The sequence below is a fragment of the Pseudomonas lurida genome (assembly GCF_002563895.1).
Classification (GTDB): Bacteria; Pseudomonadota; Gammaproteobacteria; order Pseudomonadales; family Pseudomonadaceae; genus Aquipseudomonas; species Aquipseudomonas lurida.
Map to the genome: position 1 here is coordinate 5,868,984 of NZ_PDJB01000001.1, position 13,839 is coordinate 5,882,822.

The following is a 13,839-nucleotide window of genomic DNA, read 5'->3' on the forward strand; positions in this document are numbered from 1 at the left end:
AGCGCTGCGTTATCGTTGGCGCTTTTCGCGAGCAAGCTCGCTCCTACAGTGGGTCACTGTCAGGCCAGGCCGGACTCTACCAGCAGTGCCTCAAGCCCCATCAAATCCGGCACCTTCGCCACATGCTCGCCCACCTGCACCGCCGCCAGCTCCAGCGGGCACAGCGGCACGTCCACATAGCTCAACTCACTGTCGAGCTTGTACGACCGTGGAATGCCCTGGATCACCAGCGCAATAAACTTCAACGTCGGCCGCCCACCCAATGCATTCAACACCACGATCCGCGAGCGTTCGCCGGTCACACTCGCTTCGCCGCACACCGCTTCGAAGCTGATCAGCGGTATTTGTCGATCGCGCCAGGTCACTTGCCGCAGATACCACGGCGGCGCATCGCTGGCCGGTTCGCCGCGCTGGAAGTCGATCAGCTCGGCGATGGCGACGTTGGGCAGCACCAGGTGGCGGTCGGCCAAGGGCAGGAGCAGGCCGGTGAGTTGACTGGTGCGGTGGTCAAGCATGGGACTTGCTCCAGTAGGCGATGCTTTCCAGCAGCACCGACTCTTGGTACGGCTTGCCGAGGTAGTCGTTGACGCCGATGGCCATGGCGCGGTCGCGGTGTTTCTGGCCGGTGCGCGAGGTGATCATGATGATCGGCAGGCGCATCAGCCGCGGGTCGTTGCGCACTTGGGTGGCGACTTCGAAGCCGTCCATGCGCGGCATTTCGATGTCGAGCAGCATCAGGTCCGGGGTGTGCTCTTCAAGCACGGCGAGCGCATCGATGCCGTCTTTAGCGGTGAGCACGTTCATGCCGTTGCGCTCCAACAGGCGGCTGGTGACTTTGCGCACGGTGACCGAATCGTCCACCACCAGCACCAGCAACGGGCGCTTTTTGAGCGGGTCGTTGAGGACCAGCGGCGCGTCAACGAACTGGGCCGGCAAGGCCGGCTGGCGCGCACGGATATGCGCCAGCAAGTCGATGATCAGCACCACGCGGCCGTCGCCCAGGATGGTCGCGCCCGACAAGCCTTGCACGCCTGCAAACTGCGGCCCCAGGCCCTTGACCACGATTTCTCGGGTACCGGCCATCGCGTCCACATGGACGGCCACGCGCCGCTCGTTGCACTGCACCAACAGCACTGGCACCGGCTGGTACTGGCCCAGCAGTTTCGGGCGGCTGACGGTGTGCAGCAGGTCACCCAGGTAGAACAGTTCGTAACGCTGGCCAGCGTATTCATAACACGGCGGGTCTTGCTGGTAATGCCCCGCTAGCTCGTGGGGCAGCACCCGCACCAGGCCTTCGATGGTATTGAGCGGGATCGCGTATTGGTCGTCCGCGCACTGCACCATCAGCGCCCGGTTGACCGACACGGTAAACGGCAAACGAATACGGAAATGCACCCCCTCACCCGGCGTCGAGTCAATGACCATCGAGCCACCGAGCTGACGCACTTCCTCGTGCACCACGTCCATGCCCACGCCGCGCCCGGAAATCTGCGTGATTTTCTCCGCCGTGGAGAACCCCGGCTGCAGGATGAACTGCAACACGTCGCGGTCGCTGATCTCTTGATTCGGGTCGAGCAGGCCGCGCTTGATCGCCTTGCGCCGCACAGCCTCCAGGGGGACGCCAGCACCGTCGTCACGCATGTCGAAGACGATATCGCCGCCCTCGTGGGTCAGGTCCAGGGTGATACGGCCTTTCTCGGGCTTGCCGGCCAGCAGCCGCGCATCACGCGACTCCAGGCCATGGTCGACGGCATTGCGCAGCATGTGCTCCAGCGGCGCGGCCATGCGCTCCAGCACGTTGCGGTCCATCTCACCCTCGGCATTGCCAACGATGAACTCCACGTCCTTGCCCAACTCACCGGCCACCTGGCGCACGATGCGCTTGAGGCGCGGCAGCATGCGCTCGAACGGCACCATGCGCGTGCGCATCAGGCCTTCCTGCAACTCGGTGTTGATGCGCGCCTGTTGCTGCAACAGGCCGTGCGCGTCCTCGTTGCGGCGCTCAAGGGTGTCCTTGAGGTCGAGCAAGTCAGAGGCGGACTCGGACAACGCACGGGACAATTGCTGCAACTGCGAGTGGCGGTCCATTTCCAGCGGATCGAATTCTTCGTAGCCCAGGCGCTCGGCCTCGGCTTGCTGGCGGCTGAGGATGCGGCCCTGGGTTTCGGTGTCGAGACGCCGCAGTTGGTCGCGCATGCGTTCGATCGTGGTTTCCACTTCGGTGAGGGCAATGCGGGCGTCGTTGACTTGCTGCTCGATGCGGCCGCGAAAGATCGAGGTCTCACCGGCCAGGTTGACCAGGTCGTCGAGCAGCTCGGCAGAGATCTTCACCATGTCGGCAGCCGGGTCGACGACAGCGTCCGTCTTGCCCGCTGGCAACGCCACTGGCGTCACTGGCTCGGCGCTTGGGTGCACCAGGCTTTTGATGCGCTCGATGAGCTTGTCCACCGAGCCGACCGGCAAGCCGTCCGTTACCGCGTCGATCATCTGCGCCAGGCGGTCGTGGCAGCCCTGCAGCAACGCGAACAGTTCCGGCGACGGCGCGAGCAAGCCGGCAGACAGACCTTCGTAGAGAAATTCCAGTTCATGGGCCAGGTCGCCAATGGGCGCGATCTCGACCATGCGCGCACCGCCCTTGAGGGTATGCAGGTCGCGCAGCAGGGTTTCCACCTCCTGCCGATTGCCAGGCTCGGCCTGCCAGCGCGACAACGCGGCACTGGAGCTGTCGAGAATGTCGGCCGCTTCTTCGAGGAAGATATCCAGCAGCTCGGGATCGGCGCCGGACGCTGGCGGCGCTTCGGTCGGGGTAGCAGGCGCGTTGCCCTGGCGCAACGCCCGCACCTTGGCAATCAGCTCGGCGCTGTCGCTCAAGGGTTGGTGATGCTGCAGCTCTTCAAGTTGCAAGGCGAGCAGCTCGTGGCTGGCCATCAGCACGTGGGACAGCTCGGTGGAATAGCTGAAGCGACGGTCCACCAGCCCCTCGTACACGCATTCCAGCTCATGGGCCAGGTCGCCAATGGGGCCGATTTCGGCCATGCGTGCTCCGCCCTTGAGGGTGTGCAAGTCACGCTGCAACGACGACAACGGCGCCGCGTTGTCGGGCTCCAGCAACCAGCGCTTGAGCGACTGCCCGGCGCTGTCGAGGATGTCTACCGCCTCTTCGAGGAAGATCTCGACGATCTCGTCGTCCATCGCGGTGTCGTGATCCAACTGCTGTGTGGCGGCGCCCAGTTCGGAAATGCTCAGGACCCGGCTGCCGTCACTTTTGATCAGGCCGGTGGCGGACGGGTCGAGGGCTTCATCCAGCAGCTCGCGCAGGGCCTCGACCCGTGCCGGCGCCAGGCTGATTTCCTGGCCGGCCGCCAGCTGGTCGAGCATGCTGATGAGCGCCTCATGGGCCTGCTCGGCCTCGTGGAAAAACCGCTCGCTCACGGCCAGGCTACTCTCTTCCACCGCGCCATAGAGGTCGAGCAGGGCTTCGCAGAGTTCGTCGATGGCGTGCAGGTCGGCGACGTGCGCGCCCTCCCCCAGTGTGGTCAGTTCGTCCAGCAGTGCAGTGAGTTCCTGGCGTTCGCCGGGGTGCTGTTGCCAGCGCCGCAGCAGGCTTTCGGCGTCGAGCAGAATGTCCATGCCCTGGGCCAGGAAGTTGGCAATCAGTTGCGGGTCGCGCTTGATACGCAGGCCGGTATGCGGTGCGTCGAGCAACGCTTCAAGCTGGTGGTCCAGCAGGCGTTGAGTGCGGCTGATCAGGGCCTCTGCGCCCCTGATCGGCGCCAGGGGGTCGTTGTCCAGATCACGCAGCCCGCGCTGGAACAGGCCCTCGGCTTCGAGCAGCAACTCCACTTCGTCCAGGTCCAGCGGCAGGCGGTGAGCCTTGTATTCGCGGGTGAGGTGGTCCAGCGGGCGCGCCAGCTCGGCGATGGGCAAAACGCCGGCCATGTAGGCGCTGCCCTTGAGCGTGTGCAGGGCACGTTGCAGTTCATCGCTGACTTGCAGCGGCACATGCTCGGCGGCCTGTTGCAGGAAGTGGTTGAGGCTGTCCAGGTGGCTCTGGGCTTCGTTGCGGAAGATCTCCAGCAGCATTGGGTCATAGGGTTCGGCGGCTGGCACTGGGGTACCGCTGGCCAAGGCATGGGCACGGGCGGCCAGGGCGTCGACTTCATCGCGCTGACGTTGGTCGCCAATGGCAAAGTCCGCGATCAACTCCGGCAGCAAGGCGACCGCCTCGTCCAGCACCTGCTGCACCTCGGGGCCCAGGGCCACGCTGCGTTCCAGTACACGATTGAGCAGGTTTTCCACAGCCCAGGCCAGCTCGGCCAGCACCAGGGCACGCACCATGCGGCCGCTGCCCTTGAGGGTGTGGAAGGCACGGCGCATTTCACCCTGGGCGGTCTTGTCAGCGCTGTTGGGCAAGTAACGGTGCAGCACGTCGAGGACTTCGTCGGTTTCCTCAAGGAAGACTTCGCGCAGTTCATCGTCGATGGGCTCTTCGCCGGCCGGTGGCGGCAGCAGGCTGCCGGGGCGTTGCAGGGCAGGCGGGTTCAGGCGCGAGGTGGGGCTGGCCAGCGCGTCGAACTGGGACTGGCTCGGCGTGACCTCTGCCGAAAGCGCCCCCTCCGGCGCAACCAAGGCTTGGCGCCAGGGCTTCTCGGCGGGCAGGTAACCCAGGGCAGCCAAGCCTTGGCTCGCCAGTTCCAGCACACGCTCACCGGTGGCATCGGGGTCTTGGAGCATGCGCTCGAGGTAGTACTCGACGCTGCTGACCACATCGGCGAAATGCGCCAGTTGCATCTCTGAAGGCGGCGCATCGTTGCCGATCAACTGTTCGTCGACGTAATCCGTGCAGCCACGCATCAGGCTTGCCGCGCGGGGCAACGGGATCATCGCCAGGGCGCCGCGCACCTGGCTCAGCAGTTCCGGCAGGGACTCCAGGCGCTGGCGGTCCCAATCGGCTTCGATGCAGTCGATCACCAGTTCCTTGGCTTGCTTGAGGCACTGGCAGGACTCGCGGATCACCAGTTGGTGGATCTGGGTCAGGTCAGTGGTGGGCAGGCGGCTTTCTTCGCGGCTTTCCGGTTCGACGGTGCCGACCATGCCGGCCAGCGTGGCTTCGACGTAGAGCAAGGCACCGGCGACGTCCATCAGCACTGCATCGTTCGGCTCGCGTTGGCCCTGGGTCAAACTCAGCACCACGGCAAGCTGGTCGATGATGACCTTACGCGGCTGGCCGAACCCCAGCACCGCCAGGGTATCGGCGATTTGCCGCAGCGGAGCCAGCAATGCATCCAGGTCATTGGTGTGCTGCCGGTCGCTGCGCACGAACAAGTCGAGGCGTTCCTTGACCCGCACCAGCTCTTCACACAAGGCCCCCAGCACCGAGCCCATGGCATTGCGGTCCGGCCCGGCCAGGCGTGCGCGTTCGGCATCGACCACCGCGCTGTCGGGCAAGGCTTCATCCAGGCCGTAGCGTTCCTTGAGGCTTTGCATGCGTGGCGTCGGCCGGGTGACCTTGGCCACATAGAACAGCAGGCTCTTGAGCAATTCGTCGGGCGCCGACTGGTTGATCCCGCCGATACCTTGCGCCAACAGGCGCTTGAGCTGTTTGTCACTGGCCTTGAGCAGGCTGCGCAGCGCCGGGCTGTTGGCGATCACGCCGGTGAGCATGCCTTCGACCAGCGCCGAGGTGACTTGCCACAACGGCAACAATGGCGCGCCCTGGCACAAGGCTTCGAGGCGCGCGAACACTCGGGCCATGTCTTCCAGGTTGCTGGGCCCATGGTCCTCACGCAGCAGCCCGGCCAGGGCTTGTTGCAGCAGTTGGTGCCATTGGCGCAGTTGTTCCTTCAGGTCGGGCACCGCGCGTTGGGCCAGGGCTTCATCGGGCAGCGGCGCTATCGTCAGCAGTTGCGGGCTGAACAGGCTGGTCTCCGACAGCAGGCTTTCACCGCGGGCGCTGCGCAGGTCATTGAGCAGCGGCAACACCACCAGGGGCAGGTCACGGCGGGCGCTGTGCACACGGTCCAGGTACAGCGGCAATTGGTTGAGGGCCTGTTGCAGCAGGCGGATGCTTTCGTCGCGCTGGCTCACGCCTGCGGCTTGCAGGGCCAGGGCCAGTTCTTCGATTTCCTCGGCCAGCAGGGCCGCGCCGTAGAACTCGACCATCTGCAGCGCACCATGCACTTGGTGGATGCACCCCAGGCACTCACTGATGGCGTCGCTGTCGTGGGCTTCGACATACGCGTCGAGCGCCGAACGGGCCTGCTTCAGGGTTTCGGCAATGTCGCCCTTGACCCATTCGAGGGCCACGTAGTCGTGCCGATCAACCATAACTGCTCCGCTTAGAATTCATGGGTTGCTGGTGTTGCCAAGAACAATGGCGCTCAACCGTGGGAATTGGCTTGCTTGCGATAGCGACCTACCAGCTGATACGCCCGCAACTGAACTACCGCCATCGCAGGCAAGCCAGCTCCCACATTGGGACTGTGGTGTTCTTTAGATAGCATTTCAATCATCGACTTGTTTGGGGGGTGGCAGGGTAAACCCCGACACCGACCGGCGCAGCTGGCTGGCCATTTTCGCCAGGTTGCCGATGCTTTCGGCGGTCGCGGTGGAGCCCGACGAGGTCTGGGTGGTGATCTGCTGGATCACGTTCATGGTCAGGGAAATCTGCCCCGCCGAATTCGTCTGCTGCTGTGCCGCGTTGGAGATGCTCTGGATCAGCGCCGCCAGGGTTTTCGATACGCCTTCGATTTCCTCCAGCGCTACCCCGGCGTCCTGGGCCAGCCGCGCGCCGCGCACCACTTCGGTGGTGGTCTGCTCCATGGAAATCACCGCCTCATTGGTGTCAGCCTGGATCGCTCGCACCAGGGTTTCGATCTGCCGCGTCGCCGCCGACGAGCGCTCGGCCAGCCGCTGTACTTCATCGGCTACCACGGCAAAACCACGCCCGGCATCCCCGGCCATGCTCGCCTGGATCGCGGCGTTGAGGGCGAGGATATTGGTCTGGTCGGCAATGTCGTCGATCAGGCTGACGATGTCGCCAATCTCCTGGGAAGACTCGCCCAATCGCTTGATGCGCTTGGCGGTGTCCTGGATCTGCTCGCGGATGTTGTCCATGCCGTGGATGGTGTTGTGCACCACTTCGTTGCCCTTGTTGGCGATCTCCACCGAGCGCTCCGCCACGGCCGAGGACTCTGCGGCGTTGGCCGACACCTGGTCGATGGACTGGGCCATCTGGTTGATCGCAGTGGACGCTTCGGCGATCTGCTGGGCTTGGTGTTCCGACGCCTGGGCCAGGTGCATGGCGGTGGCCTGGGTGTCCTGCACCGCCCCGGCGACCTGCCCGGCCGTGAGGTTGATGGTGGCGACCAGGTCGCGCAGTTGGTCGACGGAATAGTTGATGGAGTCGGCGATGGTGCCGGTGAAGTCTTCGGTCACCGAGGCCGTCACCGTCAGGTCACCGTCGGCCAGGTCTTCGATTTCATCCAGCAGGCGCATGATCGCATTCTGGTTGCGTTCGTTCTTCTCGGCGGTTTCGTGCAATTGGCGGTTGGTCTCGCGCACCATCACCAGGCCGATCAGGATGATCGAGGTCAGCGCCAACAAGCCCAGCACATAGCCGCCAATGGTGTCGAAGCTGCGCCCGCTGGCCAGGTTTTCGAACCCGGTGGCCAGGTGCGACGCCTCATCGAGCAAGGTTTGCGACAGGTTGAAGATATTGCTCGCCGATGCCCGCACCTGGAACAGTTGCGGCGAGGTTTCAAGGATTTCATCCACGGAGCCGGAGACAAACTCGAACAGCTCGGCGATTTCTGCCAGCCGCGCACGGGCGTCGCGGTCTTCGACCTGGGTGATGCGCAAGCCGGGGTTGCCCTGGAGCATACCGTTGAGCACCTGGCCAAAACGGTTGGCATCGCGGCCGAAGGCGTCGGCGGCCTGCACGGCGGTTTCGTCGCCGGCCAGTACGGTGTTCACCGCGCCGAGGATGCGTTCGGCCAGCAGTGACTGGCGCTGGGCCAACGCCACCTGACTGGCCGGGGCACCCCGTTGCAGGAGGATGTCGACGACCTTTTCCGACTCCACCTGCAGTTGCGGCACGGTTTCGGCCAGTGTCGCGGCAACCTGGTGCAGCGACAGCACCGTCTGTTCGCTGGCGAGGATTGCGTCGGTATTTTTCAGCAGCGCTTCCCAGTCGGTCTGCACTGCGCGCATTTCGGCACGTACCGCACTCGGCGCGGCAGGCAGGCCGGTTTCCTGGTCACCTTTTTTCAGGAAACCCCAGCGCTGGGCAAAGTCGTTGCGCGCATCGCCCAACAGCTTGAACGCAGCCGCCTTGCCAGCGGCGGCCTCGGTGGCGTTCTTGGCGATGCGCTGGGACAGCACGCGCAGCTCACCGGCGTGGCCGATGTATTGTTTGTCATAGGTGGACTGGGTGTTGAGGTACGCAAAGTTGGCGAACAACAACATGATGAACACGATCAACGCAATGAACAGCACGATGATCTGCGAGCGGCTGCGCGAGCCGGCCTGAGGTTTTGGCGTGGTAGCGGTGGTCATGCGGCAACATCCATGAAGCCTGGGGCCTGGGCCAGGGCGAAGGGGCTGAAGACCTGCCATTGCTGGTCGCCATCGAACTGGCCCTGGATGAACGGTGCACCGGGAGCGGGGCTCGCCAGCAGTGCGTCTTGTTCAAAATGCTGCATCCCCACCACCTCGTCGACCAGCAGCCCGAAAAACAAGTCGTTGAATTCCACCACCAATACGCGCCGCTGTTTGCGCGCCTTCGACAGTTCAAGGCCGAGGAACCCACCCAGGTCCATCACCGGCAACAAGCGCCCACGCAAGTTGGCCACACCCTTGACCCAGGCCTTGACCCCTGGCATCAAGGTGCAGCGCGGTTCATGCAGGACTTCGGCGACTTCGCCCATGGGCGCCACGTACCAGTGCTGGCCCAGGCGAAAGCCGATCCCGCTCCAGCGTTGCAGGCGGGTTTCCTGGGATGGCAGGTCGGCAGCCAGCAGGCGGCAACGCCGGTCGATGTCCAGCAGCAGCTCGAAGGCGGTTTGCGACTCGGTCATGATGGCGAACCGTCAGCCAGCCAGCACCTTGTTGAGGGTGGCGATCAGGGTTTCTTCATCCACCGGCTTGGTCAGGTAATCCTTGGCGCCCTGGCGCGCCCCCCAGATCTTGTCGGTTTCCTGGTCCTTGGTGGTGATGATGATGATCGGGATGCCGTTGGTTTCCGGCTCCTTGGACAACTGGCGGGTGGCCTGGAAGCCATTGAGGCCCGGCATCACGATGTCCATCAGCACGGCATCGGGTTTTTCCTGGCGGGCCAGGGCCACGCCGTCTGCGCCGTTTTCGGCCTTGAGAACCTGATGGCCATGCTTTTCCAGCATGCCGGTCAGTTTGTACATTTCGGTCGGCGAATCGTCGACGATCAGAACACGTGCCATGGTTTTCCCCACTACATAGGTGGACGCCGGCCCTTGTGAGGCGGTGTCAGTGTGCTTGTTCTACTGCGGCGAAAGCAGGCACGTAGGCCTTGATCGCACCCAGCAGTTCTTCCTTGCTGAAAGGCTTGGTCAAAAACTGATCGACACCCACGATGCGCCCCTTGGCCTTGTCGAACAGGCCGTCCTTGGAGGACAACATGATCACCGGGATCGACTTGAACGCCGGGTTGTTCTTCACCAGCGCGCAGGTCTGATAGCCATCCAGGCGCGGCATCATGATGTCGACAAAAATAATGTGCGGGTGATGATCAACAATCCGGGCCAGGGCATCGAAACCGTCGATGGCCGTGATGACATCGCACCCCACATTCTTCAACAAGGTTTCAGCGGTGCGGCGGATCGTCTTCGAATCGTCGATCACCATCACTCTCAAGGCGTTGGAATGCTGTTCCATATCTGCTCTGCCATCGCCACAGCGAATCGGTTTTCGGTGTGTACTGCCTGATGTTGCACAGGATGAGCGCCGCAAGCCTTGGAATTCAAGGGCTGCTGCGCCGTGGCAGTCTTTTTAGCACAGTCTCCGGGCGCAATCTATCGAGCAACCGGCCAGGTGGTTTTTCCTTGACCCACAACAGCCACAGCGCCACTCTGACGCCACTTTTATGCGCCCTAATTTGCTAGAGGAAATCCCCCATGAGCGTTCGCGTCGGCATTGTCATGGACCCTATCGCCAGCATCTCCTATAAAAAGGACAGCTCGCTGGCCATGCTCCTGGCCGCCCAGGCCCGCGGCTGGACGTTGTTCTATATGGAGCAGCGCGATCTTTACCAGGGTGACGGCGAGGCCCGCGCACGCATGCGTCCGCTGCAGGTGTTTGCCAACCCTGAGAAGTGGTTCGAGCTGTCGGACGAAATCGACAGCCCGCTGAGCGACCTGGATGTGATCCTGATGCGCAAGGACCCGCCGTTCGACATGGAGTTCGTCTACTCCACTTACCTGCTGGAGCAGGCCGAGCGCGCGGGCGTACTGATCGTCAACAAGCCGCAGAGCCTTCGCGATTGCAATGAAAAGCTGTTTGCCACCCTCTTCCCGCAGTGCACACCGCCGACCGTGGTCAGCCGCCGCGCCGACGTGCTGCGTGAGTTCGCCGCCAAGCACGGTGATGTGATCCTCAAGCCGCTGGACGGCATGGGCGGCACGTCGATCTTCCGTCACCGCGCCGGCGACCCGAACCTGTCGGTGATCCTGGAGACCCTGACCGCCCTGGGCACCCAGCAGATCATGGGGCAGGCCTACCTGCCGGCCATCAAGGACGGCGACAAGCGCATCTTGATGATCGACGGCGAGCCGGTGGATTACTGCCTGGCACGCATCCCGGCGGCCGGCGAAACCCGCGGCAACCTGGCGGCCGGTGGCCGTGGTGAAGCGCGCCCCCTGTCGGACAAGGATCGCTGGATCGCCGCCCAGGTGGGCCCGACCCTGCGTGAAAAAGGCTTGCTGTTTGTCGGCCTGGACGTGATCGGTGAACACCTGACCGAAATCAACGTCACCAGCCCGACCTGCATTCGCGAGATCGACAATGCTTTCGGCACCAATATCGGCGAAATGCTGATGGCCGTGATTGCCGAAAAACTGCAAGTTGCACGCTCCAAGCCGCAAGTTTAAGGCGAGCCGCTTTCAGGCTTGCAGCTTGTAACTTGTCGCTTGAAGCTAAAAACCAACATTGCGCTATCATGCCGAACCCTGAAACGCGCGATGTTGGTTTTTTTGTCATGACACTCCCGTCCGATCTGCCCCCCGAACTCTCCCACAGCGGCGTGCGCCCGGCTGATCGGCTCGGATTTACCCTGTTCCTGGCAGCACTGATTCACCTGGCCCTGATCCTCGGCGTGGGATTCACCCTGGTTGAACCCAAGCAGATCAGCAAAACCCTGGAAATCACCCTCGCCACCTTCAAAAGCGAAAAGAAACCCGAGAAGGCTGACTTCCTCGCCCAGGACAATCAGCAAGGCAGCGGCACCCTCGACAAGAAGGCCGTACCCAAGACCACCGAAGTGGCGCCGTTCCAGGACAACAAAGTCAACAAAGTCACCCCGCCGCCGGCCCCCAAGCCCGAGGTCAAGCAGGCCGCGCCCAAGGCTGCGGTGACCACCGTCGCGCCCAAGCCGCAAAAAGCCCCGACCCAGCGCGAAAAAACCAAGACCGAACCTAGGCCTGAGCCCGTGAAGCCGGCGCCGACCTTCGACAGTTCGACGCTGACCGATGAAATTTCCAGCCTGGAAGCCGAGCTGGCCAACGAACAGCAGCTGTACGCCAAGCGCCCGCGCATCTACCGGCTGAACGCCGCGTCGACCATGCGTGACAAAGGCGCCTGGTATAAGGACGAATGGCGCAAGAAGGTCGAGCGTATCGGCAACCTCAACTACCCGGATGAGGCGCGACGCCAGCAGATTTATGGCAATTTGCGCTTACTGGTGTCGATCAACCGCGACGGTACGTTATATGAAGTACAGGTACTGGAGTCGTCCGGCCAGCCGCTGCTGGACCAGGCCGCGCAGCGCATCGTGCGCCTGGCTGCGCCCTTTGCCCCGTTCAGCGGCGACTTGAATGACGTCGACCGCCTGGAAATCATCCGCACCTGGAAGTTCGCCAAGGGCGACCGCCTGTCCAGCAACTGACACACCTCTCCTGCAGGAGCCAGCGCCCACAGGTGATGTGTTCGACATCAAAGGTGGGCTTGTCTGCATCACCAGCTTGTCAGTTCGCCCCTCCACCGCCACACTAGCGGACATGAAAAATGTCAGCCCGACCTACCTCAAGCATCAATTCCTGATCGCCATGCCCCATATGGCCGACCCGAACTTTGCGCAGACCTTGACCTACATCGTCGAGCACACCGCCAATGGTGCCATGGGGTTGGTCATCAATCGCCCGCAAGAGCTGAACCTGGCCGATATCCTGGAGCAACTGCGCCCCGAGATTGATCCACCGGCCCGCTGCCAGAGCGTGCCGATCTACATCGGCGGCCCGGTGCAGACCGATCGCGGCTTCGTGCTGCACCCCACCGGGCCGAAGTTCCAGGCCACGGTCGACCTGGAAGGCGTGTCACTGTCCACCTCCCAGGACGTATTGTTCGCCATCGCGGACGGCGTTGGCCCTGAGCAGAGTGTGATCACCCTGGGCTATGCGGGCTGGGAAGCAGGCCAATTGGAAGCCGAACTGGCCAGCAACGCTTGGCTGACCTGCCCCTTCGACGCGCAGATCCTGTTCAACACTCCCAGCGAACTGCGCCTGGAAGCGGCCGCGGCCAAGTTGCGCGTCAACCTCAGCCTGTTGACCAGCCAGGCGGGGCACGCCTGATGGCTCTGCGTCTGATCCTCGGTTTTGACTACGGCACCAAACAGATCGGCGTAGCGGTCGGCCAGGTGATCACCGGCCAGGCCCGGGAGCTGTGCACCCTGAAGGCCCAGAACGGCATACCGGACTGGAACCAGGTCGAAGCCCTCATTAAAGAATGGAAGCCCGATGCCGTGGTGGTCGGCCTGCCCCTGAACATGGACGGCACCCCCAGCGACATGTGCCTGCGCGCCGAAAAGTTCGCCCGCCGCCTCAATGGCCGCTACAACCTGCCCTTCTATACCCACGACGAGCGCCTGACCACCTTTGAAGCCAAGGGTGAGCGTCGCGACCGTGGCGGCCAGAAAGGCAGCTACCGCGACAACCCCGTGGACGCCATCGCCGCCGCACTGCTGTTGCAGGGTTGGCTGGATGAAAACACCGCTTTATTTGAATCCTGACTGACGCGGCTTGCCGCGTCTTTTTACGTTTGAGCCCGGACCTTGCCTACGCGAGGCCTAGAAGGAGCACCCATGAGCCTGCCCAATCCCGCCGAACTGATCAGCCAGATGGCGACGAGCCTCACCGCCCATCTGCAACACCGTGCCATCAGCGAGCCACGCTTTATCGGCATTCGTACCGGCGGTGTATGGGTAGCCCAGGCGCTGCTGGAAGCACTGGGCAGTGATTCGCCCCTGGGCACGCTGGACGTGTCGTTCTACCGCGACGACTTCAGCCAGAACGGCCTGCACCCGCAAGTACGCCCATCGGCCCTGCCGTTCGAAATCGAAGGTCAGCACCTGGTGCTGATCGACGACGTGCTGATGAGCGGCCGCACGATCCGCGCCGCCATGAACGAGCTGTTCGACTACGGCCGCCCCGCCAGCGTGACCCTGGTGTGCCTGCTGGACCTGGACGCCGGCGAATTGCCGATCAGCCCGGATGTAGTCGGCGCCACACTGTCGCTGGAGGGCCACCAGCGGGTAAAATTGTCCGGTCCCACGCCGCTCGAACTCGAACTGCAAGACCTCGCCCTTTAAACCGCCTT

General features: G+C 63.3%; 11 protein-coding genes. 5 read left to right on the top strand and 6 right to left on the bottom strand.

Features of this window, described 5'->3' with window-relative positions; genetic code table 11:
- Positions 1–59: 59 nt before the first annotated feature.
- From ATH90_RS26835 to pilG, 6 genes are all read right to left on the bottom strand, one after another.
- On the bottom strand, positions 60–515 hold the full coding sequence (locus tag ATH90_RS26835; protein WP_010207210.1) for a chemotaxis protein CheW: 456 nt from the start codon (positions 513–515) through the stop codon (positions 60–62).
- Positions 508–6,327: an Hpt domain-containing protein gene (locus tag ATH90_RS26840; RefSeq protein ID WP_098467511.1), complete on the bottom strand. Its 5,820-nt coding sequence runs from the start codon at positions 6,325–6,327 to the stop codon at positions 508–510. Before ATH90_RS26840 ends, ATH90_RS26835 begins: the two co-directional genes overlap by 8 nt.
- A 177-nt stretch (positions 6,328–6,504) precedes the next feature.
- Positions 6,505–8,556: a methyl-accepting chemotaxis protein gene (locus ATH90_RS26845; RefSeq protein WP_098467512.1), complete on the bottom strand. Its 2,052-nt coding sequence runs from the start codon at positions 8,554–8,556 to the stop codon at positions 6,505–6,507.
- Entirely contained in the window at positions 8,553–9,077 is a 525-nt protein-coding gene (locus tag ATH90_RS26850; protein ID WP_034109936.1) for a chemotaxis protein CheW, read from the bottom strand. Before ATH90_RS26850 ends, ATH90_RS26845 begins: the two co-directional genes overlap by 4 nt.
- 12 nt (positions 9,078–9,089) lie before the next feature.
- A complete protein-coding gene (pilH, locus tag ATH90_RS26855; RefSeq protein WP_014720320.1) occupies positions 9,090–9,455 on the bottom strand; it encodes a twitching motility response regulator PilH in 366 nt (121 codons plus the stop codon).
- Positions 9,456–9,501: 46 nt separating this feature from the next.
- On the bottom strand, positions 9,502–9,909 hold the full coding sequence (gene pilG, locus ATH90_RS26860; protein ID WP_034109939.1) for a twitching motility response regulator PilG: 408 nt from the start codon (positions 9,907–9,909) through the stop codon (positions 9,502–9,504).
- A gap of 239 nt (positions 9,910–10,148) precedes the next feature.
- On the opposite strand from pilG, the gene gshB reads away from it, so the two are divergent.
- From gshB to pyrR, 5 genes are all read left to right on the top strand, one after another.
- Complete coding sequence (gene gshB / locus ATH90_RS26865) at positions 10,149–11,120, top strand: glutathione synthase (RefSeq protein WP_034109940.1); 972 nt, start codon at positions 10,149–10,151, stop codon at positions 11,118–11,120.
- A 107-nt stretch (positions 11,121–11,227) separates the two neighbouring features.
- The gene (locus ATH90_RS26870; RefSeq protein WP_069078776.1) at positions 11,228–12,133 is read left to right on the top strand and encodes an energy transducer TonB; all 906 of its coding nucleotides are present in this window, start codon (positions 11,228–11,230) and stop codon (positions 12,131–12,133) included.
- A gap of 112 nt (positions 12,134–12,245) precedes the next feature.
- A complete protein-coding gene (locus ATH90_RS26875; protein ID WP_034110680.1) occupies positions 12,246–12,815 on the top strand; it encodes a YqgE/AlgH family protein in 570 nt (189 codons plus the stop codon).
- Positions 12,815–13,252: a Holliday junction resolvase RuvX gene (ruvX, locus tag ATH90_RS26880; RefSeq protein WP_005792259.1), complete on the top strand. Its 438-nt coding sequence runs from the start codon at positions 12,815–12,817 to the stop codon at positions 13,250–13,252. The genes ATH90_RS26875 and ruvX overlap by 1 nt, the downstream gene beginning before the upstream one ends.
- Positions 13,253–13,324: 72 nt before the next feature.
- The gene (pyrR, locus tag ATH90_RS26885) at positions 13,325–13,831 is read left to right on the top strand and encodes a bifunctional pyr operon transcriptional regulator/uracil phosphoribosyltransferase PyrR (RefSeq protein WP_098467513.1); all 507 of its coding nucleotides are present in this window, start codon (positions 13,325–13,327) and stop codon (positions 13,829–13,831) included.
- Positions 13,832–13,839 lie beyond the last annotated feature (8 nt).